The 21,565-nt window shown below is 71.6% G+C and carries 18 protein-coding genes; 11 read left to right on the plus strand and 7 right to left on the minus strand.

Going from position 1 to position 21,565, the window contains the following annotated elements; all coding sequences use genetic code 11:
* Positions 1-3 precede the first annotated feature (3 nt).
* The 5 genes from ACZ5KV_RS13765 (at position 4) to ACZ5KV_RS13785 (ending at position 5,306) form a co-directional block, all read left to right on the plus strand.
* The gene (locus tag ACZ5KV_RS13765; protein WP_464239862.1) at positions 4-396 is read left to right on the plus strand and encodes a PilZ domain-containing protein; all 393 of its coding nucleotides are present in this window, start codon (positions 4-6) and stop codon (positions 394-396) included.
* A 39-nt stretch (positions 397-435) separates the two neighbouring features.
* Entirely contained in the window at positions 436-1,212 is a 777-nt protein-coding gene (locus ACZ5KV_RS13770; RefSeq protein WP_464239863.1) for a ParA family protein, read from the plus strand.
* A complete protein-coding gene (locus ACZ5KV_RS13775; RefSeq protein ID WP_464239864.1) occupies positions 1,199-1,906 on the plus strand; it encodes a chemotaxis protein CheW in 708 nt (235 codons plus the stop codon). The genes ACZ5KV_RS13770 and ACZ5KV_RS13775 overlap by 14 nt, the downstream gene beginning before the upstream one ends.
* An 11-nt stretch (positions 1,907-1,917) precedes the next feature.
* Entirely contained in the window at positions 1,918-2,289 is a 372-nt protein-coding gene (locus ACZ5KV_RS13780) for a response regulator (protein ID WP_291499515.1), read from the plus strand.
* A 77-nt stretch (positions 2,290-2,366) separates the two neighbouring features.
* Positions 2,367-5,306: a chemotaxis protein CheA gene (locus ACZ5KV_RS13785; RefSeq protein ID WP_464239865.1), complete on the plus strand. Its 2,940-nt coding sequence runs from the start codon at positions 2,367-2,369 to the stop codon at positions 5,304-5,306.
* Positions 5,307-5,433: 127 nt separating this feature from the next.
* On the opposite strand, the gene ACZ5KV_RS13790 is transcribed toward ACZ5KV_RS13785, so the two are convergent.
* Positions 5,434-5,949, minus strand: coding sequence for a DUF3124 domain-containing protein (locus ACZ5KV_RS13790; RefSeq protein ID WP_464239866.1), 516 nt, complete (start codon positions 5,947-5,949; stop codon positions 5,434-5,436).
* Positions 5,950-6,041: 92 nt separating this feature from the next.
* Complete coding sequence (locus ACZ5KV_RS13795) at positions 6,042-6,986, minus strand: hypothetical protein (RefSeq protein ID WP_464239867.1); 945 nt, start codon at positions 6,984-6,986, stop codon at positions 6,042-6,044.
* Between the two features lie 211 nt (positions 6,987-7,197).
* Between ACZ5KV_RS13795 and ybgF the strand changes: the two genes are divergently transcribed.
* From ybgF to ACZ5KV_RS13825, 6 genes are all read left to right on the plus strand, one after another.
* A complete protein-coding gene (gene ybgF, locus ACZ5KV_RS13800) occupies positions 7,198-8,205 on the plus strand; it encodes a tol-pal system protein YbgF (protein ID WP_464239868.1) in 1,008 nt (335 codons plus the stop codon).
* Positions 8,206-8,213: 8 nt separating this feature from the next.
* On the plus strand, positions 8,214-9,572 hold the full coding sequence (gene dprA, locus ACZ5KV_RS13805) for a DNA-processing protein DprA (protein ID WP_464239869.1): 1,359 nt from the start codon (positions 8,214-8,216) through the stop codon (positions 9,570-9,572).
* A gap of 185 nt (positions 9,573-9,757) precedes the next feature.
* Entirely contained in the window at positions 9,758-10,207 is a 450-nt protein-coding gene (locus ACZ5KV_RS13810) for a hypothetical protein (RefSeq protein ID WP_464239870.1), read from the plus strand.
* A gap of 1 nt (position 10,208) precedes the next feature.
* Complete coding sequence (locus ACZ5KV_RS13815) at positions 10,209-11,057, plus strand: HDOD domain-containing protein (RefSeq protein ID WP_464239871.1); 849 nt, start codon at positions 10,209-10,211, stop codon at positions 11,055-11,057.
* Between the two features lie 2 nt (positions 11,058-11,059).
* Entirely contained in the window at positions 11,060-12,091 is a 1,032-nt protein-coding gene (locus ACZ5KV_RS13820) for a GGDEF domain-containing protein (protein WP_464239872.1), read from the plus strand.
* The gene (locus ACZ5KV_RS13825) at positions 12,066-13,055 is read left to right on the plus strand and encodes a tyrosine recombinase XerC (RefSeq protein WP_464239873.1); all 990 of its coding nucleotides are present in this window, start codon (positions 12,066-12,068) and stop codon (positions 13,053-13,055) included. The genes ACZ5KV_RS13820 and ACZ5KV_RS13825 overlap by 26 nt, the downstream gene beginning before the upstream one ends.
* 358 nt (positions 13,056-13,413) lie before the next feature.
* On the opposite strand, the gene ACZ5KV_RS13830 is transcribed toward ACZ5KV_RS13825, so the two are convergent.
* The 5 genes from ACZ5KV_RS13830 to ACZ5KV_RS13850 all read right to left on the minus strand — a co-directional run bounded on the left by ACZ5KV_RS13830 (position 13,414) and on the right by ACZ5KV_RS13850 (position 21,555).
* Entirely contained in the window at positions 13,414-13,710 is a 297-nt protein-coding gene (locus ACZ5KV_RS13830) for a hypothetical protein (protein ID WP_464239874.1), read from the minus strand.
* A gap of 205 nt (positions 13,711-13,915) precedes the next feature.
* Positions 13,916-16,930, minus strand: a complete 3,015-nt coding sequence (locus ACZ5KV_RS13835; RefSeq protein ID WP_464239875.1) for a PD-(D/E)XK nuclease family protein — start codon at positions 16,928-16,930, stop codon at positions 13,916-13,918.
* Positions 16,927-17,415, minus strand: coding sequence for a 2-thiouracil desulfurase family protein (locus ACZ5KV_RS13840; protein WP_464239876.1), 489 nt, complete (start codon positions 17,413-17,415; stop codon positions 16,927-16,929). The genes ACZ5KV_RS13835 and ACZ5KV_RS13840 overlap by 4 nt, the downstream gene beginning before the upstream one ends.
* Positions 17,412-20,660 carry a UvrD-helicase domain-containing protein gene (locus ACZ5KV_RS13845; protein WP_464239877.1) on the minus strand — a complete coding sequence of 1,083 codons (3,249 nt, stop codon included), beginning with the start codon at positions 20,658-20,660 and terminating at the stop codon, positions 17,412-17,414. Before ACZ5KV_RS13845 ends, ACZ5KV_RS13840 begins: the two co-directional genes overlap by 4 nt.
* Positions 20,653-21,555, minus strand: coding sequence for a DMT family transporter (locus ACZ5KV_RS13850; RefSeq protein ID WP_464239878.1), 903 nt, complete (start codon positions 21,553-21,555; stop codon positions 20,653-20,655). The genes ACZ5KV_RS13845 and ACZ5KV_RS13850 overlap by 8 nt, the downstream gene beginning before the upstream one ends.
* Positions 21,556-21,565: the final 10 nt, after the last annotated feature.

The raw sequence follows: 21,565 nt of genomic DNA on the forward strand, positions 1-21,565 counted from the left end.
GCCATGTCCGAAGAGGACCGCAGAAACGACCTCAGGCTGCCCAAGAGCTTTCGGGTCGAGATCAAGGAGTTCCGTTTCCCCCTGGCGCGCCAGCCCCGCTTCGAGGTGCTGTGCGCGGACATCAGCGCCGGGGGCATGAAGCTTGAGTGCGGGCAGAAATTCGAGCCGGGAACCAAGCTCCAGGTGAAGATATTCATCCCGAGCTTCAACAAGTACCACCCGGGGTTTTTCAAGGTTTTCGAGAGCGATGCCGGGCAGTTCCTGCAAGCCATCGCCGAGGTGGTCCGCCTGCGCGACGTGATTCCCTTCACGCGCTACGAACTGGGCGTCCGGTTCCTGGACGTGGACTACGACGACTGGCAGGCGCTTCGCAACTTCATCTCGAAGAGCGCGTAACGGCGCCCGGCGCACAGCAGGGGGTGGCTTTTGGCAGCGGTGCAAGTCATAGCGGTGGCCAACCAGAAGGGCGGGGTCGGCAAGACGACCACGTCCCTGAGCCTTGGCGCCGCCCTGGCGCTGGCCGGGCACAAGACCCTGGTCATGGACCTGGACCCGCACGCCTGCGCGTCCATCCACCTGGCCTATTACCCCGAAAACCTGGAATACACGGTGCTGGACATCTTCCAGGCCGAAAAGGGCGACTACGCGGCGCTGTGGGACAAGATCGTCCACCCGGCGGACCACGAGGGCTTCTTCGACTTCGCCGCCGCGCATATCCGCCTCTCGGAGCTGGAGATGGACCTCAAGTCCCGCGCGGGGCGCGGGGCGATCCTCACCGAGGCCCTGGCGCCCCTGCGCCAGCGGTACGAGTACATCGTCATCGATTGCCCGCCGCATGTGGGCGTCCTGCTCGTCAACGCGCTGGTGGCGTCGGATCTGGTCATCATCCCCATCCAGACGGATTTTCTGGCCCTGCACGGGCTGCGGCTGATCTTCGACACCATCCGCACCCTGAACCGCGTGTTGCCCCGGCCCATCAACTTCCGGGCCCTGGCGACCATGTTCGACCGCCGGGCGGGGGCCTGCCGCCGGGTGCTCAACCTGCTGCGCAAGAAACTCGGCCCGCGCCTGTGCGACACCGTCATCAACCTGGACACCAACTTCCGCGAGGCCAGCGCCAAGGGCAAGGTGATCTACGAGATCGACCCCGCCTCCCGGGGTGCCGTGGAATACTCGCTGCTCGCCAAAGAGATCGCCAATGAAAACGCCTGAGCAATATTTCCTGGAGAAGGATTTTCTGCCCTCGGGGGCGGAGGGGGACACCCTGTCCGCCGCCGAGCGGGAATTCCTGCGCAAGTACATGGGCCTGGGCGACGACGCCGGGCAGGGCGCCGTGGCCATGCCCGGCCCGGCGCGCGTGGAGTCCGCCCCCGGGTTCGGCCCCCGGCCCGGGTCCGACGCTCCGGACCCTGCGGGCCGGGACCTGGACCAGACCCTGGCCGAGCCGGACATCATCGCCCAGCTCAAAGAGGAACACGATTTGCAACTGGTGGGCTTCCTGGTGGGCGACCAGGAATTCACCGTGCCCATCAACGTGGTCCAGGAGGTCATCCGCTACGTGGCGCCCACGCGTCTGCCCGCCGCCCCCGCGTTCATCGCGGGCATAGTCAACCTGCGCGGGCGGGTCACGCCGCTGGTGCGCATGACCTCGCTGGTGGGCGGCCTGGGCGCCTCGGAGCATCCGGGCTTCATCGTGGTCTGCCGTCGCAAGGGGCTCCAACTGGGGCTGATGATCGACACGGTCAAGACCATGTACCGCGTGCCGCAGGAGAAGATCGACTGGAGCGTGGAGGTCCATCTGGGGGCCAACGTCGAATACGTGGCCGGGCTGCTCAAGGCCGATGACGGCAAGCTCATCGGCGTTCTGTCCATCGACCGCATCGTCGAGAAGGTGCTCAAGGGCTAGGAGGAAACGCCATGTCTAAACATATCCTGATAGTGGACGATTCGAAGACAGTACGCAATCTCGTGGCGTTCATCATGAAGAAGGAAGGCTTCAGGGTGACCACGGCGGAGGACGGCCTGGACGGCCTGGAGAAGCTCTACTCCCTGGAAACCGCCGTGGACCTGATCATCTCCGACGTGAACATGCCGCGCATGGACGGATTCACCTTCATCAAGACCGTGCGCGAGCAGGAAGCCTACCGCGACGTGCCGATCATCGTGCTCTCCACCGAGGGCCAGGACAAGGACATCCAGAAGGGCCTGGGCCTGGGCGCGAACCTGTACATGGTCAAGCCCGCCCAGCCGGACAAGATGGTCAAGAACGTCAAGATGCTGCTTGGCTGATCCCGTGGCCCGGAGGCTCCGGGCCGCGGAACGGGCGGGCCGCAGGGTCCGCCGCAAGACGATACTGAGGTGCATCAATGAGCCAGGATTTCATGGATCCTGAAATTTTCGCCGATTTCATCATCGAGGCCAAGGAACATCTGGAGACCATCGAGCCCAACCTGCTCGAACTGGAACAGTCTCCGGAGAACCTGGCGCTGCTCAACGAAATCTTCCGGCCGATGCACTCCCTCAAGGGCGCCTCGGGGTTCCTTGGGCTGAACAAGATCAACAAGCTCGCCCACCGCGCCGAAAACATCATGGACGAGCTGCGCAAGGGCCGCATGGCCGTGACCTCGGAAATCATGGACGTGATCCTGTCGTCCACCGACATGCTGCGGACCATGATCGAAAACCTGGAGACCGAGGGCGGCGAGGGCGAGGTGGACACCGAGACCCTCATCGCCTCCCTGGACGCGCTTCTGGCGGGCGAAAGCCCCGCGTCCAAGGCCGCCGCCCCCAGGGAGAAGGCCGCCGCACCCGCGCCCAAGGCGGCCCCGGCGCCCGCACCCGCGCCCAAGGCCGCTCCGGCACCCGCGCCCGCGCCCAAGGCGGCTCCGGCTCCGGCGCCCAAACCCGCCGCTCCGGCCCCGGCGCCCGCCGCTCCGCCCGCCGATTTCGACGCCACGCCCTACGCCCTGAACGTGGTCGCCCGCGAGCACCTGGACGATTTCATGGAGGAGGCCCGCGAAATCGTCGAGAACCTGAACAGCGCCCTGGTCGGCCTGGAGAAGAATCCGGGCAAGTCCGGAGAGACCGTCAACGACATCTTCCGCTATTTCCATAACCTGAAGGGCAACAGCGGCATCATCGGCTACCGCGAGATGAACGCCCTGACCCACGAGGCCGAAACCCTGCTCAACCGTGTGCGCAAGGGCGAGATGGCCACCTCCAACGCCATGATCGATCTGCTTCTGGGCGTGGTGGACATGATCGAGACGCTCATCGGCGCCATCGACCTCGCCGCCGCCCGGGTCGTGCCCAACGACACCTCGGCCCTGGTCGCCCGCCTGCAGGCGGCGGTGGAGAGCGGCGAGGTGGTGCCGCCGGCCGAGGCCGGGGTGCCCGGTGCGCCTGCGGAGCGGGAGCCCGCCGCCGCCCCGGGCGGCTCTGCGGTGGACGACGACGATCTCAAGGTCTTCAGCGAAACCGTGGGCCAGCAACTGGCCAACATCACCCTGGCCCTGGACACCCTGGAAAAGGACCCCGCCAGCAAGGATTCCGTGGACGGGCTGTACCGTTCCCTGGTCTCGGTGCAAAACTCCGCCCAGTACATGGGCCTGGACGACATCAAGGTCAACGCGGAGCGCACTGCCGGGCTGGTGGCCCAGGCCCGCGACGCGGACCTGGACTTCGCCCTGATGGTGGACATCCTGCGCCAGGAGTGCGGCATCATTTCCGACATCGTGGACAAGGAAATCAAGCAACTGGGCGGCGGCGACGCGGCCCCGCAGGAGGAGCTTGTTTCGGCCATGGACGAGGACGCCCCGGAGCCCGCCGCCCCGGCCCCCGCGTCCAGGCCCGCCCCGGTCCCCGCCGCCCCGGCCCCGAAGTTCGTGGAGGAGCAGGGCGCGGCGGACGAGGACGACGGAAGCGGCGAGGACGACGACGAGGCCGCCACCGTTGTCCAGGCGCCCGCACCTTCCCGTCCCGCCGCCGGGCCCCGGGGCACGGACCGCACCCCCGCCGCCCGGCCCGCGCCCCCGCGCCCCGAGGCGGACGCGCCTGCCGCCGCTGCCGCCGCCGGGGGCGGAGGCAAGAAGCCCAAGGTGTCCTCCACCATCCGCGTGGACCATGAAAAGCTCGACCACCTGATGAACCTCATCGGCGAGCTGATCATCAACCGCAACCGCTTCGCCATGCTGGCCCGCAGCCTGGAAACGGGCGGGCAGCATATCGACGTGTCCGAAGTCGCCTCCAGCCTCACCGAAACGACCTACGCCATGGCGCGCATCTCCGACGACCTGCAGGACACCATCATGAAGGTGCGCATGGTCCCGGTGAACACGGTGTTCTCGCGCTTCCCGCGGCTGGTGCGCGACCTGTCGCGCAAGAGCGGCAAGAAGGTCGAGCTGATTATGGAAGGCGAGGAGACCGAGCTGGACAAGAGCGTCATCGAGGAAATCGGCGATCCGCTGGTGCACATGATCCGCAACTCCGTGGACCACGGCCTGGAGCCCAACGAGGACCGCGAGGCCAAGGGCAAGCCCGAGACGGGGCGCGTCTGGCTGCGCGCCTACCACCAGGGCAACTCCGTGGCCATCGAGGTCGAGGACGACGGGCGCGGCATCGACCCGGTGAAGATGCGCGAGGTCGGCGTCAAAAAGGGCATGGTGACCCCCGAGGAAGCCAAGGCCATGGACGACCAGCAGGCCATCGGGCTCATCTTCGAGCCCGGCTTCTCCGGCGCCGAGAAGGTCACGGACATCTCCGGGCGCGGCGTGGGCATGGACGTGGTCAAGACCAACATCAAGAATCTCAAGGGTTCGGTGAACATCAACACCGAGGTCGGCCGGGGCACGCGCTTCACCATCGCCCTGCCCCTGACCCTGGCCATCATCGACGCGCTGATGGTCAAGGTTTCCGGCGACACCTACGCCATCCCCCTGGAGGCGGTGTCCGAAACGACCAAGATCGAGGTCCGCCGCTTCACCGAGGTCAACGGGCGCAAGGCCGTGACCCTGCGCGGCGAGGTGCTGGGCATCATGGACCTGTGCGAAATCCTGGAGCTGCCCCGCAACGCGGAGAAGCGCGACATCGTGCCCATCGTAGTCATCCAGGACAACAACCGCCGCCTGGGTCTGGTGGTGGATACCTTGCTGGAACGCCAGGAGATCGTCATCAAACCCCTGGGCGACTACCTGGGCAACAAGGAGGGCATCTCCGGCGCGACCATCATGGGCGACGGCTCGGTGGTGCTCATCCTCGACCCGCACGAGATCTACCGCATGTCGACCAGCCGTTCGACGGGCATGTAGCCGCCCCGGCCACAGGGCGAAAAACGGCACGGCCCGCGGCGACGATGTTCGCCGCGGGCCGTGTCGCGTCCGGCGGGGGAGGGGGCACGGGATTCGACCCCGGGAAAGGGAACGTTCCGCCCGCCCGCTAGGGCAGGATTTCCACCGCCCGAGACGTGAACGAGATGCCCTGGTTGGAACTGGTGCCGATCATCACGGCCTCGACCAGGGGCGGGTTCATGGGCCCGTCGGCTGCCCAGCGGACCACGAAGTTGGCCCCCGAGCCGCCGTCGTTGTCGCTCTCGTCCACGATGAATTCCAGGGTGCCCATGGGCCGGACCATCTGGGACGCGTCGATGAAGCCGCGCACCAGCCCGCCGTGGCTGTTGTAGAATTCCACGGCCTCCACGCGGAAGCCGTGCCCGGGGTCCACGTTGCGGATGGACAGGGTGCAGGTCAGGGGGAAGGCGCGGTTTTTGGGGCCGTGGTAGACGTGGGAGTAGACGGGCACGTAGAGGGTTTGCCCCGCCACGGGCGCCTGGGCCCGCGCGGCGGGCGCGGCCAGGGCCCAGGCCAGCCAGGTCAGCAGCACGAGCAGGGCGGCCCAGCGGGCAGGGCGGATGGGGCGGGCCGGACGGGGCGGGGTAAGGCGGGCGGCGGGCATGGGTTCCTCCGGGTTGGGGCTGTGGGCGTGAGCGACACTAGCACCCCGGGCGCCGGACGGTAAACCCCGCCGTTGTCTCCCGCCGTGTCGGCCTACGCTCCGGCGGGAGGCAGGAACAGGGTGGCCTGCAAGGCCGCGAAGGCCGCCGTCGCCGCCACCAGGGCCACGGCCGCCAGCCACACGGCGGGCTTCATGCGCAACGGGGCGCCCGCCCGCCAGACCACGGCCCACAGCGCGCAGGCCAGGCCCAGGGCGGCCAGCCCGGCGGCGGCCAGCAGTCCGGGGCCGGTGACGCCCGGAGGCCACGCCCCGGGCACCTGGGCGCAAGCCCAGGCCTGGGTCCCGGTGGTGGCCAGCCCCAGCAGCAGGGCCCAGCCCGCCAGCCGCCCGAGCACGAAGGCGTAGTAGTCGCGCCCGAAGTCGTCGCGGTTGCGGCGCAGGAGCAGGTAAACCAGCCCGAACCCGGCGGCGCAGGTGAGCATCAGCAGGGTCGAGGCGGCCAGCAGCGGCCAGAAGGCCGGAACGAAGATGCCGCGCAGCAGCACCACGTGCGCCCCGGCGGCGACGTACCAGGGGTTCAGCGGCGCAAGCTTCATGGCCAGGGACACGGCCAGCACCAGCGGCCCGCCCAGGGCCGCCAGCAGGCCCAGGACGCGGTGGCGCCCCGGGTGCTCGCGGGCCGAGGACCAGCTCAGGGAATAGGCCAGGGCGAACAGTGCCGCGCAGCCCAGGGCCAGGGCCGGGGGCGCGGCCAGTTCCGGAACGGCCGTCCAGGGCCACAGGGCATCGGGGAAGCGCAGCCAGAGCACGGCCACCCCGCCGACCACGGCCACCAGCGTGTAGCACAGGAACAGCACGCCCAGGGCGCTCAACTGCCCGGCGAGCTTCTTGAGGAAGCCCATCCGGCGCGTGGCGCCCAGGGCTTCGCTCCACCAGGCCAGGGCAAAGGCGCCCAGGCCGACGTACACGGCGCACAAATGCAGGGCCAGGACCAGGAACACGGCGGCCAGGGCCGGGGTGAATTCGGGCAGCGTCATGGTCGGACTCCTTGGCGAGGGCTTGCCCCGGGCGGGGCGCGGGCGCCTGCGCGGCGGCCCGGACGCAAGAAGTTGTGCCCGAAAAACGGCGTTTGGGCAAGGCCGGGCCGGGCGGGCCGGGGCGCGCCAGAAGCTCGCCGCCCTTGAATTTTTCGCGCTCCTGGCCTATGAGGGAGCGATGCCGATTTCCACCATCCGCCAGGGAGGGCCCATGCTCCGATTGCTCCGTCTGGCTGCCGTGGCCCTGGCGTGTGCGGCCCTTGCGGGCTGCGCCGGGCGCGGCGAGGGCTCTGGAGCCTCCCCACAGGCCGCGAGCCAGCAGTGGCGCCTGAGCGCTCTGGAATCCCGGGCGCTGACCCAGCAGAACGCCCAGCAGGCCCTGGCCGCCCGGGTCGATGCCCTGGAACACCGCATGGACGCCCTGGAGGCCCAGGCCACCGAAGCCCGGGCCGCGGCGCAGGCCCTGGCCGAGGCTACTCCGGGACGCGGGCTTGCGGCCGCCGCTCCGGATGGCTCCGAAGACATTCCCGAGGCCGCCCCCGCGCCTGCCGCTCCTGCCGGGGCTCCGGTTCCGCCCGTCGCCTCCGCGCCTCCGGCGCCTGCCGCCCCGGCCGAAGCTCCCGCCCCCGCGCCCAAGGCCGAAGCCCCTGCTCCCGCGCCCAAGGCCGAAGCCCCTGCTCCCGCGCCCCAGGCCAAGGCCGAAGCTCCCGCATCCGGCAAACCCTGGGAGGCCTACCCCGAAGTCCGGGCCAAGGCTCCGGCCAAGGCCGCCAGCCCCGCGCAGCCTTCCGCCGCCGCCAAGGCCTTGCCCGCGACCAAGGCCAGGGCCAAGGCTCCCGCCCCGGCCACGGGCAAGGCCGCCTACGACGCCGCTCTGCGCCTCGTGCTGGACGGCAAGACCGCCGAGGGCCGCACGGCCATGGAGCACTTCCTGGCCGCCGAGCCCGCCAGCCCTCTGGCGCCCAACGCGCGCTACTGGGTGGGCGAGACCTATTATCACGAGGGCGACGACGCCGAGGCCATCGTGGCCTTCAAGACCGTGCACCAGCAGTTCCCCCGGCACTCCAAGGCCGCCGCCGCGCTGCTCAAGATCGGTTATGCCTACGAGCGCCTGGGCGACACGGCCAACGCCCGCTTCTACCTCCAGGTGCTGACGCAGGACTACCCGGACTCCGAGCCCGCCGCCCTGGCCCGCAAGCGCCTGGAAAGCCTGCGCTAGCCCGACCGATGCCCCTGGTCATGCACGAGGACCGGCTCCAGGAACTGCGCGCCTGTCTGGCTCTGCGCCACAGCCCGGGCATCGGCCCGCACACGTGGCGCGGCCTGCTGGAGCACTACGGCAGCGCCCGCGAGGCCGTGGCCGAGGCCCGCGCGTGGCGGCGCCTGGGCCTTGTGCGTGCCGACGCGATCCAACCCTTCCTGGCCGGAGCCTGGGAGGCGGGCGCCGCCCGCGAGCTGGAGCGCGCCCTGGCCCTGGCCGACGCCGAGGTGCTGGCCTGGGCCGACCCGGATTATCCGCCCCTGCTGCGCGCCATCCCCGACCCGCCGATCCTGCTGTACTGCCGGGGCGACCTGCGCCTTCTGCGCGGCCCGGCCGTGGCCATCGTCGGCTCGCGCAAGTACGTCCCTGAGGGCATGCTCGCGGCCTCGCGCATCGGGCGCGAACTGTCCGCCGCCGGGGTCACGGTGGTCTCGGGCATGGCCTGGGGCATCGACCGCGAGGCGCATCTGGCGGGGCTCACGGGCCCGGGTTCGTCCGTTGCCGTGCTCGGCACGGGGCTGGACCGCGTGTACCCATCGCGCAATGTGGACGTGTTCAAGCGCCTGGGCGCGCAGGGGCTGCTGGTCACGGAGTTCGCGCCGGGCACGGGCCCCGAGGCGGGCAACTTCCCGGTGCGCAACCGCATCGTCAGCGGGCTGGCCCTGGGGGTGGTCGTGGCCCAGGCCGCCGCGCGCAGCGGCTCGCGCATTACGGCCCGGCTGGCCCTGGAGCAGGGCCGCGAAGTCTATGTTTTCCCGGGGCCCGAGGGAGCGCCGGATTTCGAGGGCTGCCGCGTGCTGGCCGAGGAGGGCGCCTTGCCCGTCGCCGGGGCCGAAGCCATCCTGGCCGACCTGGCCCCGCGGCTGCGTCTGGCCCTGGAGCGGCGCGACGCCCCGGCGCGCCCCCCGGCGGGCCGCGCGCGGCACCTGCCCCTGGGCGTGGAGTCCTCCGCGCCCCGGGCCGTCGCCCGCGCCGGTGCGTCCGGTGCCGGAGAGGGCGACGGGCCGCGCGGCGCCAATCCGGCCGTTCCCTCCGTCTCCATACGGCCCGCACCGCGCGCCCAGGCTCCGGCGGCCGCCCGGCCCAAGGCCGCGCCCCGGCCTCCTGCGCCTGCCCCTTCCGCCGCCCCTGCGCCGCCCGCGCTGCCGGAAGACGCCGACCAGCGCGCCGTGGTCCTGGCCCTGGCCGGAGACAGGCGCCTGCATATCGACACCCTGGGCCGTGAACTGGGCTGGGACGCCGCGCGCCTCTCGCGCGTGCTGCTGATGCTCGAAGTCGGCGGGCTGGTCCGTCAGTGGCCGGGCATGCAGTACAGCCTGGCTTGACGCCACCCCGCACCTGTCCTGCTCCGCATGATCCGGCGCGGCCTTTGCAATCCTGAACGTGACAGGCCCCGGGGTGGGCAGTATTGTCCGGTGCGCCTCGGGGCGCCGCGCGCCGCCCCGGCATCTCCGGCCTTGGAATGCGCCGTCGAATCCGCTACACTCGCCCCTTCAGGAGACCCCACCGCATGCAGCGCATCCCCGTCAAGCTCGCCCGGCCCGGCATGGTCCTGGCCAAACCCCTGCTCCGCGACAACGGCATGGTCCTTCTGGCCGAGGGCACGGAGCTGTCCGACTCCGCCGTGGCGCGTCTGGCAGGCATGGGGGTGGACAGCATCGTCGTCCAGGGCCACCCGGTGGACCTGGAAGGCCTGGCCGGGGGCACGAGCCACGCCGCCCGCGCCGCCCGCATGGACCACCTCTTCCGCCGCCACGGCGACGACCCGTGGATGATGCAGCTCAAGAAGGTTTTCAAGGGCTACTTTACCATGAAGGCCGCCGCCCAGGCCGAGGCCGAGCGCGCCGAGCGCGAAGCCCGCGAGGCCGCCGCCCGCGCCGAGCGCGAGGCCCGCGACGCGGCCCTGCGCGAAACCCCGGGCGCCGCCCCGGCCTCCGCGCCAGGCACGGGAGGCCGCTAGCATGGCCGAAGACCTGCGCACCCAGCGCAAGGGCCAGATCCTGGCCGTCAAGGATCTGCCGACCCTGCCGCCCGTCCTCGATCAGGTCTCCCGCCTTGTGGAAGACCCCGAATCCTCCACCGACCAGATCGCCAAGGTCATCGGCCTGGATCAGGTGCTCTCGGCCAAAATCCTCAAGATGGTCAACTCGCCCATCTACGGCTTCCCGGGGCGCATCTCCTCCATCCAGCACGCCCTGGTGCTCCTGGGCTTCAACGTCATCCGCGGCGTGATCATCTCCACCTCGGTCTTCGACGTGATGAACAAATCCATGGCCGGGCTGTGGGAGCACAGCATCGGCGCCGCCACGGCGGCGCGGACCATCGCCGAACGCGCCGGATTCAAGGACCCCGAGGAGTTCGCCGTGGCCGGGCTGCTGCACGACCTGGGCAAGGTCGTGGCCGCCGTGCAGATGCAGGGCCTGCGCGAGGAGCTCGGCGCCCTGGTCGCCCGGGACGACCTGACCTATTTCGAGGCCGAGCGCCGGGTGCTCGGCTTTTCCCACGACATGATCGGCGCCTGGCTCGCCGGGCACTGGAACCTGCCCGTGAACATCAAGGACGCCCTGTCGCACCACCATAAGCCGCTGCTGGCCCGCTTCTACCCGCAATACGCCAGCGTGGCCCATGTGGCCGACTTCTGCGTGCGGCTGCTGGAATTCGGCGACGGCGGCGACCAGGGCGTGCCCCGGCTGGAAAAGGGCGCCCTGAAACTCCTGGGCCTCGACGGGCGCGCCCTGCTGGCCTGCGTGCAGGACCTGGAAGACCGCCTCGTGGACGTGGCCGGGTTCACCTTCGGCGGAACGGCCTGACCATGGGCGCCGCCACGGACCCCGCTTCCTCCTCCTCCTCCGGGCCCGAGCTCCAGGTCTTCCTGGTCAGCCCGGACCCCGACCTGCGCGACCTGCTCGAAGGCCTCAGCCTGCCTTTCGAGGCCCGCTGGCACCTGTTCGATGCGCCCGGCGACGCCGTGGAGCGCCTGCTCACCGCCCCGCCGGACCTGCTGCTGGTGGACGGCCCGGGCTGCGCCGGGCAGCGCAGCCTCGACGGCCGGCGGCTGGTGGCCATGGTCAAGGGCGAGAACGTCTACCGCCGCACCCCGGTCATCCTCATCCTGGATACCGATGCCCTGGACTGCGGCCTGGACTGGGCCAGCGTCCAGGCCGACGACTTTCTGCTGCGTCAGCCCGGGCTGCCCATGCCCGCCGCCGGGCCCGGGTTCCCCCTGCTGCCCCTGGACCCCGTGGAGGCCGCCGCGCGCATCGCCCTGACCGTGGAGCGCGCCCAGCGCACCCAGGACACCAATCCCCTGACCCTGCTGCCCGGCAACACCAGCATCATGCAGGCCGTGCAGGCACGCATCCAGGCCCGCGACCTCTTCGCCCTGGGCTACGCCGACCTCGACCACTTCAAGGCCTTCAACGACAAATACGGCTTCGCCCGGGGCGATGAGGTCCTGCGCATGGCCGCGCGCCTGCTGGTCAACACCGTGCGCCAGATCGCCGGGCCCGGCGGATTCGTCGGCCACGTGGGTGGCGACGACTTCGTGTTCGTCGCGCCCGCCGCCCAGGCCGAGGCCGTCTGTTCCCGCTTCATCGCCGCCTTCGACGCCATCGTTCCCGGCTTCTACGACGCCGCCGACCGCGCCCGGGGCGCCATCGCCTCCTACGACCGCAACGGCACCCCCTGCACGTTCCCGCTCATGGCCGTGTCCATCGCCGTGGTCGTCAACCACGACGCCAAGCTCGCCCACTACGGCGAGGCCTCGTCCATCGCCTCCGAACTCAAGAAACGCGCCAAGGCCGCCCCCGGGAGCAGCTATGTCCTGGACCGCCGCCGGGCCTGAGCCCGCCCTGCCCGACACGGCCCTGGCCTTCCTCGGCCACCTGGACGTGGAAAAGGGCTACAGCCCCGCCACCGTCGAGGCCTACGGCCGCGACCTGGAACAGTTCGAGGACTTCCTTGCCGCACGCGGCGCAGGGCTGCACGACCCCGCCGCCCTGACCCGCGACCACGTGCGCGGCTTCATGGCCGATCTGCACCGCAAAGGCACCGGCAAAGCCTCCGTGGCCCGCAAGCTCTCCACCCTGCGCTCGTTCTTCAAATACCTCGCCCGCGCCGGGCTCGTCGGCGCCGATCCCACCGCCGGAGTGCGCAACCCCAAGCAGGACGCCCGCCACCCCCGCGCCCTCAACGTCGATCAGGCCCTGGCCCTCATGGAGGCCCAGACCGGAGAGGACCCCGAATCCCTGCGCGACGTGGCCCTGGCCGAGTTGCTCTACGGCTCCGGCCTGCGCATCAGCGAGGCCCTGGACCTCGACGTGGACGACTTCGACCCCGGCTCGGGCGTGGTGCGCGTCATGGGCAAGGGCGCCAAGGAGCGCCTGGCGCCGCTGTCCGACGCCGGGCGCGAGCGCCTGGCGCGTTACCTGCGCGTGCGCGGCGAGTTCACCGCCAGCTTGGTTGAAAAAGCGCTCTTCCTCGGCGTGCGCGGCGCGCGCATGCAGCGCCGCCAGGCCTGCCGCATCCTCGACAAGCTCGCCGCCCTGGCCGGGCTGCCCCAGGGCGTCCACCCGCACATGCTGCGCCACAGCTTCGCCACCCACCTGCTGGAATCCGGCGCCGACCTGCGCAGCGTCCAGGAACTGCTGGGCCATGCCCGGCTGACCACCACCCAGCGCTACACCCACCTGAGCGTCGACAAACTCGTGCGCGCCTACGACAACGCCCACCCCAAGGCCCGCGCCACGGGCGCCGGAGGCGGCAAAGGCGCCAAGGGCGGCAAGGGGCCGGGCGGCAGGGGCGCATAGCGCCCGTCGGGGCGCTGCCCCGAACCCCGGCAGGGGGCGTCGCCCCCTGCACCCCCACCAGGGGCCAACGGCCCCTGGACCCCGCACGCCGCCCCGCAACCGCGCGGCGAAGCGTCGGGCGGAAGCGTCGGGCGGAAGGGCAGCGTCGCGGCGTGCCACTCCAAGCGCTTTGGGTTCTCGTTTCCCTTTTGCGTCAACCTTACGGCCCCCAAAGAAAAAGGTCTTTTGGAAGCGGGGGATGGGGGCGCGGGGGAAGGGGGAGGAGCCTTTTCTCCTCAAGAAAAGGCTCCTCCCCCTTCCCCCGCCGGGCTCGCGGAGTCCCGCCGGGCCTGTGCCGGGCTGGGCCGACGCCGGGCGGTCAGTCCTTGGGGGTGTCGTCGTCGACTTCGAGGATGTCGCCCAGTTCGGCGCCGAGGATTTTGCCGGGCCATTTGTAGAAGCAGTAGCCCGCGTCTTCGATGACTTCGACGATGCGCCGCTGGCCGCCCTTGGAGAAGGGCAGGTGCGAGGGCATGAGCGCGCCCTTGATGAGCTTCAGGGGACCGAAGAGGTACAGGATGTTGAAAGGGACGATTTTTTCGGGCTGCTCGTCGCGCTCGACGACGAGATAGGTCTTCGGAAAGTTCTCGCCGCTGTAGGTTTTGTACAGCTTCATCCCGCTCCTCGAATCCGTGGTGTCGTCGTCCGGGGCCGTGCTTCGCGCTGTCGGCCGACGTTCCGTGATGTGCCCGAATGTATCATGCAGGGGATACAGGCGCAGCATTGCGAACTTGCGCGTGTGAATGTAGCTCAAAAACCGTATACGCGCAATGGGCCGCGGCGGGGTTTTTCGCCCCGTGGCGGCGCCGGGCGGGGCGCGGCTAGCGCGAGGTTCCGGCCTTCGCGGGCAGCGGACAGGAGAACCCGAAACGGCACCACTGGCAGTGCGGCCCGGGGGCGGCCTCGAAGCGTTCGGCCCCGCGCATGTGGCGCACCAGCAGGCGCACGGCCAGGGGGGTCAGTTCGGTGATGGCCGTCTCGCGGGTTTCGGCTTCGGCTTTGGGGCCGAAGAGCGGCTTTTCCCCGCCGTCGGCGCGCAGTTCGACCCAGGCCGCGTCGGCGGGCAGGGTGTCCGTTTCGCACCAGTGCAGCCAGGCGTAGAGCGGCAGTTGCAGGCTGTGCAGGGCGGCTTCCAGGTCGGCTAGCAGGCCGGGGTCCTGCCCGGGTTCCCAGGCTTCCACGCGCTCCCACAGGGCGTCGTTGCTCCAGGCTTTCAGGGGCGGCGGGGCCAGGCTTCCGGTCTTGTAATCCAGGACCACGGCGCCTTCCGGGCGCTGGTCCACCCGGTCCAGCACGCCGCCCAGGCGCACGCCCAGCCCGTCCACGGCCAGGGGCGCCTCCACGGGTTGTTCGAGCAGCACGATGGTCGTTTCCGGCGAGGAGGCCAGGAAGCGGCGCAGCCGTTCGCGGCCCACGGCCCGCAGGCCCAGGCGCAGGTCGTAGGGCATCTGGATGAAGAAGGGCGCGGCCTCCAGGCGGGCGCTGAAGGCGTCCATGAGCGGCGCGGGGTCCTGCTCGGCGAGGTTCACGCGCTGTTGGCGCAGCGGCGCCAGGAAATCCTTGAGCACGGCGTGGATGAGGATGCCCAGTTCGCGCTGGTCGCCGTCTTCGCTTACGGTGTCGGGCTCGCGCAGGGGCGTCAGGCGCTTGTGGAAGAAGCGCAGCGGGCAGGCGAGGTAGTCGTCCAGCAGGGTCGGCGAGAGGACGCGCGTGGCGAGCAGGGTGTCCAGCCGGGCCAGGATGGGCGCGGTCTTGGCCACGCCGGGCGTGGGCCGGGGCAGGGGGCGTACGGGCAGGGCCAGGGTTTCCAGGGGCCCACCGTCGTTGCCGCGGATGACGCGGCCCTGGCGTTTTTCCTCCTCCCACAGGAGCTGCTCCACGAAGCGGCTGCGCACGCTGCGCCCGCCCAGGGGCCCGCTGCCGGAGACGCCGGTATGGTAGAACAGGTGCACCTCGCGGGCCCCGGCGACCAGCCGGTGGAAGTTGTGCGCCGCGACCTGGGCGCGCTGGCGGGCGTCGGGCAGGCCGAGCAGGCCGCGCAGCGGGTCGGGCAGCAGCGGGTCGTGGGCGGGGGGGCCGGGCAGGTGCTCCTCGGTGGCGTCCAGCACGCAGACCCGCGCGAAGCGCAGCAAGCGTGATTCGAGCATGCCGAGCACCTGGAGCCCGGTCAGCGGCTCGGCCTCGAAGGGCACGCGCTCGGCGGCCAGCATCTGGCGCAGGATGGAGAACAGGGTCGCGCGTCCGGCCGGGTCGCGGCTGACGTGGCTGTCCGTCAGCGCGGGCACGACCACGGCGGTCAGGCGGTAGAGGCATTCGGCGTCCACGGGGAAGCGGTGCCAGGTCTGTTCGCCGCCCTCGGGCACCAGGGCCCGGGCCAGCCCCAGCAGAGCCCGGCCCAGGGCTTCCAGGCTGCCCAGGCCCTCGAAGGCCGTGAGGCAGGCCGTGAGAGTCTCGTGCAGCAGGGCCAGGGCTTCCTGCGGGTCCGCCTCCGGGGGCAGGGTTCCTTCGGGCAGGGTGGCCGGATCGGGCGCCCAGGCCAGGGGCGCGAACACGGTGCCGCCCCGGCGGATGGCCTGTTCCATTTCGCGCAGCAGCCCGCGCAGGGGCAGCCCGGGCCGGGGTTCGAGCATTTTCACGTAGGGGTGACGGATGAGGGCCACCACCTCGCGCCAGGCATAGCGCCCCGGGCCGGGCGAGGTCTCCTGGAGCCGCAGCACGGTCTCCACCAGCCGCAGCAGGCTGGAGCGCGCCAGGGGATAGCCCATGGAGATGTTCACGTCTTTCACGGGCAGGTGGTGCAACACGGGCATGAGCGCGCCGCTGTCGGGCAGGATCACGGCGGTGTCGCCGTGGGCGCCGGGCTTGGGCGTGTCCTGCTTCCGGCCATTTTGCGTCGCCTGTGCGGGCGGCCCGGCCATGTCGTCCAGGACGCCGCGCAGGGCGTCGAGCTGCGAGTGCAGGTCGAAGCCTTCGTGAAAGCGTACCGTGGGCGGGGTTTCCCGCGTGTCCGGCGCGGGGGGGCCGAGGAGCTCCGCCCGGGCGCCCCAGTCCCGCAGCCAGCGGGCATGCTCGCGGCAGGCCCAGTGCACGCGCCCGGGGGCCTGGGCCAGGGCGGGGTCGGAGTGCCAGACGACCTGGGCCGTTCCGGCGGCGGCCAGGGCGCGCAGCACGGCCATTTCCGTGCCCGTGGGTGCGTGGAAGCCGACCAGGAGGATGCGGCGCCCGGCCAGCAGGGCGGGCAGTTCGTCCGCCCGGCGCGCCACGCGGGCGGCGTCCAGCCCCGGGGTTGTCCAGCCCCTGGCCTCCAGGGCGCGCAGGTAGCCGTCGTGGATGGCCCGCAGGCGCTCCAGCAGGGCGGCGGCGGTGTCGTGGACCTCGCCTTGCAGGTGGTGCATGTCCTGCGGGCCGGCGCCATGGCGCAGCAGTTCTTCCATCAGTCCGGCCAAATGGCGGCCCCAGGGGAAGAAGCGCTCGGGCGCGGCGGCCAGGGCGCGCAGAGGGCCGGGCCGGGGCAGGGCGGCCACGGCTTCGCGCAGCAGGCCGACCCGGTCCAGCAGGCCCGCCGTGCGCAGGGGGGCGGGGTCCAGTTCGCGGGCCAGGGCGGGCAGCCACTGGTCCACCGCCGTCATTTCCGGCAGGAACAAAGGTTTGGGCACATCGGCGCGGGTCGCCAGATGGTGCATCAGGTGCCGCGCCGGGCGGCGGTGGGGGAAGACCACGAGGCAGCGCCGCAGGTCGGCCCCGCCGGAGGTGCCGGGCCCGTCCGGAGCCAGGAGCAGGTCGGCCAGGGCGGCGATGCAGTCCGCGCGCCAGTCCACAACCAGGATGGGCTTCATTGCGGGCTCTCCCCGAGCTCGCGCGGCAGGTCGTCCTCGGTCAGCACGTCGATGCCCGCGGCCTTGAGGGCGGCGGCGAACACGCCGTCGCCGGGCACGCGCCGCCCGCTGAAGGTGCCGTCGTAGATTTGCCCGCTGCCGCACGAGGGCGAACCGGCCTTGAGCACGGCGCGGGTGGCGCCGAACAGTTCGGCCAGGCGTACCCCTTCCCGAGCGCCGAGATGGAACTCGGCGCTCTGGTCCACCCCCAGGCGGTTGACCACCCGCGCGGGGCAGCCGGGCGCCCCGGGCACGATTTCGCACGGCGGGCGCGGGGTGGGCAGGCCGCCCAGTTGCTCGGGGCACACGGGCAGGGCCACGCCCTGGCGGATGAGCGCGACCACGGCCTCCACGGCCTTGCGGTCGCCATTGTAGCGGCTGTGGACGCCCGCCAGACAGGCGCTGACCACGTAGCGCACGGGGCGCTGGCCGGAAGAATCGTTCATGGCCGCACCTCGTGCACGGTCTTGAGGTCCAGGTAGAGAATCACGGCGCGCATGGCGGGCGCCACGCCCAGTGCGCCGTCCATGGCCGCCAGCAGGGTCATGTATTCGCGCACCTGGCGCTCATGGTCCGGGCTGGGCTGGCCGGTCTTGTATTCCACGACCACGGTCTCGTGGGCGTCGGTAACCAGCAGGTCCGGGCGGCGCTCCACGCCTTCGGGGGTCAGGATGGGGCATTCGGGGTGCCCGCGTTCGGCCCAACCCGGGAACTCCGGCAGCCCGAGCACCCAGTCGAGGATGCCCCGGACCTCGGCGGCCACGGCCTCGCGCGCGGCCTCGCCCGGGGGCAGGATGTCGGCATGCACGGCCACGGCGGCACGCGCGGCGTGCTCGGGGTTCAGCCCGCCGGGTCGGCGCAGGCGGTCCAGCGCGTCGTGGACCAGAGTGCCCCTGGCCCGGGCGTCGAACACGGGGCCGCCGCCGAAGAGCGCCTCGCGCGGCACGTCGCGGCTGAAATGGCGGTGGATTTTCAGGCGCGGCAGCCAGGCCATGGGCGGCTCGGGGTCGGCCTCGGGAGCCGGGGCGCAGGCCTGGGGCGCGGGCGCGGCTGCGCCGGGCCGGGGCGGCGCCGGGGCTGCGTCCGGCGAAGGGGCCACAGCGGCCGGGGGCGCGCCGAAGGCGCAGGTCGGCCAGCCGTCGGGCCCCGGGGCCCAGGGGTATTCCGCGGTCAACGCTTCCAGGGCGCGCACCAGGGGCCGCTGGCGATAGATTTTCGTGGCCGTGAGCAGGCCGTGGAGTTCTTCTTCCGCGCGCGTCCAGGCCACGTAGAGCAGGTCGAGTTGTTCCAGCAGGGTCCGCGCGGCGTGCTCGTGATAGGCGGCCCCCATTTCGCGGCGCAGGGGCGCCAGCAGGCGCAGGCCCCGGCAGTCCACGGGCGTGGGCTCGCCGCCGGGGTCGAAGCGCCAGTGGTGGAAGGGCACGACGACCACCGGGAATTCCAGGCCCTTGGCCTGATGGATGGTCATGATGCGCACGGCGTCCACGGATTCGGGCAGGGGCACCTTCTCGCCCGAGGCGCCCGCGTCCCAGAAGTCCAGGAACGCCGCCAGGGACTGGTGCCCGTTCTGCTCGGCCTGATGGACGATTTCCATGAAGCGGCGCACGTAGGGCGCGCCGTCCGGGTGGCGTTCCAGCACGCGCAGGTCGCGCACGGCTTCGCTTACGGCGTCGTAGGGCGTCATGAACCCGGCCTTGCGCACGCAGCGGACGAGAAAGCGCTCGGCCACCTCCGGCCAGCGTTCGCGCAGGCGCCGGTAGAGTCCGCCGTGGTCCTGCCCGGCCAGCCAGTCGACGACCCCGGCCCGCGTGAGCCCCGCGCAGGGCAGGAAGATTTCCTCGCCGCTGACGAATTCCCACAGGGCCAGGTCGTCCAGGGGATAGTCCAGGAAGCGCAGCCAGGCCACGAGCTGGCGCACCAGCGGATGCGCGCCCAGGGCCAGGCTGTTTTCGGTGATGACCGGCAGGCCCCAGTCGAGCAGCCAGCCCGCCACCAGGGCGGCCTCGGTGTTGTCGCGCACCAGCACGGCCATCTCGCCCGGGGCCCGGCGCGCGCGCAGGTCCGCGAACAGGCCGCGCAGGTGCGTGCGCACGGCCTCCATCAGGGCATCCTTGTTGCCGTCTTCGGGCTCCACGCGCGTCAGGCGCACGTAGCCGCCGCCCGTGCCCTCGCGGCCCGGGGGCAGGGTCTGGACGCACCCGGCGAAGGTTTCGGCCATGGCCCGGGCGAGCAGGTCCACGGCGGCGGGCTGGTCCTGGAGCATGACCGAGGCCACGGTCCGGGCCGTTTCCGGGGCTTCCAGCCGCGCGAAGAAGGCGTTGTTGAAGGCCACGATCTCGGAGCGGCTGCGCCAGTTGTGGGGCAGGCTGGCCCGCACGGGCGGGGCCATGGCCGCCAGCTCCGGCTGGGCGGGCGCCTCGTCGAACAGCCGCGCGTCGCCGCCGCGCCAGCCGTAGATGGCCTGCTTCACGTCGCCCACCAGCAGCACGCTGCCGCCCTTGGACAGACATTCCCCGGCCAGGGGCGAAAGAGCGCGCCACTGCGTGCGGCTGGTGTCCTGAAATTCGTCCACCAGCATGTGGCGCAGGCGCGCGCCCAGGCGGCAGAAGGCGTCGGGCGCGCCGCAGTCGGCGAGCATGGTTGCGGCCAGGGTTTCGCAGCGTGCGGAGGGCAGCACGTTGCGTGTGGCCTGCAATTCGTCGAGCACCGCGAGCATCAGGTCCGCCAGGGCCACCAGGGCGGCCATGTCGCGCGCGCCGCGCAGGATGGGCCCCTGGTCGGCGCAGGCGGCATAGGCCGCGCACAGGGCGGCGTAGGCCGCGTCCAGGGCCGCGCCGCCCCGGCCCCTGGAGCCCGCGTTCAGGCAGTCGTCCACGCTGGCCTTGGTGGCGAAGGTGGCGGAAGGCAGCGTTGCGCCGGGGGCGAGAGCCGCGCATTTGTCGAGCAGTTTGAGAAAATTGGCGTTGGCCTTCAGGCCGTCCAGCAGCGGGGGGACGGCCCGGGCCGCCCGGGCGAGGTCGGCGTACAGGGCTTCCAGCTCGGTGTGGATGCGCCGGGGGTCGGTTTCGCAGGAGGCGTCGTTGGTCAGCCTCCAGGCCAGCACTTTGCCCAGGCGCTCGCGGAAGTGCGCCCCGAGCAGGAACCCCGCGCGCCCTTCCAGGTGCAGGATGGTGTCCAGGGCGGTGGTCAGCAGGCGGCGCTCGGGGCCGTCGTGGTCCTCGGCGGCGGCGACCACGGGGTCCAGCAGGTCGTCGAAGACTTCGCCGAGCCCGAACAGGGCCTGGAAATCCGGCGCCAGCCCGGCCTCCAGGGCGAACAGGCGCATGATGAGGTGCAGCAGGCTGTCGATGGTGCGGATGTTGAGCTGGTCGTAGCGGCGCAGGATGCGCGCCAGCCACAGGGCGGCTTCGTCGCGGCCCCAGGCCGCCCCGGCGCCGCCAAGGCCCAGGGCACATTCCTTGAGGCGACCGACCACGCGCTCCTTCATCTCGGCGGCGGCCTTGTTGGTGAAGGTCACGGCCATGATTTCGGGCCAGCCGTGGCGGCGGGCGGCGGCCCGGGCGCAGGCCGGAGGGGCGTCGTCGTCCTGGTCCGCCCCGGCCAGGAGCTCCAGGAAGCGTCCGGTCAGGGCGTAGGTCTTGCCCGCCCCGGCGGACGCCTTGAGCTGGAGAAGGCGCGCGGCGTCATCCATGCTCCAGGGCCTCCCGCGCGGCGGCGCGCGGGCGCCGCCCGTCCCAGACCACCAGGGCCACCGCGCCGAGGATCAGCCCCGCGCCGAGCCAGCCCGAGGCCGTGAAGCGCTCGCCCCACCACAGGAAGGCCACCACGGCGGCCACCACCGGCTCCAGGGTCGCCACCACGGCGGCCCGGGTGGCCTCCAGGTGGCGCAGCCCGGCGTAGTAGGCCGAATAGGCGCCCCAGGTGGACAGCAGGCTCACGGTGACGATGGCTGCCCAGGCTCCGGGCGTCTTGGGGCTGAAATCCACGAAGGGCAGCAGCAGCAGCGCGCCCAGGGGCAGCCCGTGCAGGAAGAGCACCGGGGTCGGGTAGTGCCGCAGGCGGCCTTTGCCGAAAATGTAATACATGGCATAGGTCAGGCCCGAGAGCAGGCCCAGGAGCACGGCCTTGGGCGTCGCGCTCATCCCATGGCCCGCTTCGGGGCCCAGCAGGCCGCTGACGCAGGCCACCCCGGCCAGCGTGGCGGCCACGGCGCCGAGCTTGGCCGCGCTCATGCCCTCGCCCAGGCAGGCCCAGGCCGCCAGGGCCACCCAGGCCGGGGCCGTGTACATGAGCACCGAGGCCAGGGCCGCGCCGCCCTCGTTGATGGCCAACTGGTACACGCCGTAGAACGCGGCGATGCAAATGAACCCGAACCCGGCCATGGCCAACCGGTCGCCGGGCTGCACGCGCAGGCTGTGGCCCCGGCGCAGGGCCTGGAAGGCGAAAGGCACGAAGGGGATGACGCAGCGCCAGAAGGCGACCTCAAGGGGCGCAACCCCTTGGGAAAAGGCGTATTTCGCCACCGGGCCCAGGGAACCCCAGAGCACGGCGGCCAGTAGCACGTAGCAATATCCGCGTAAGGCCATGGCACCCCCT

It is taken from the genome of Desulfocurvus thunnarius (assembly GCF_055390965.1).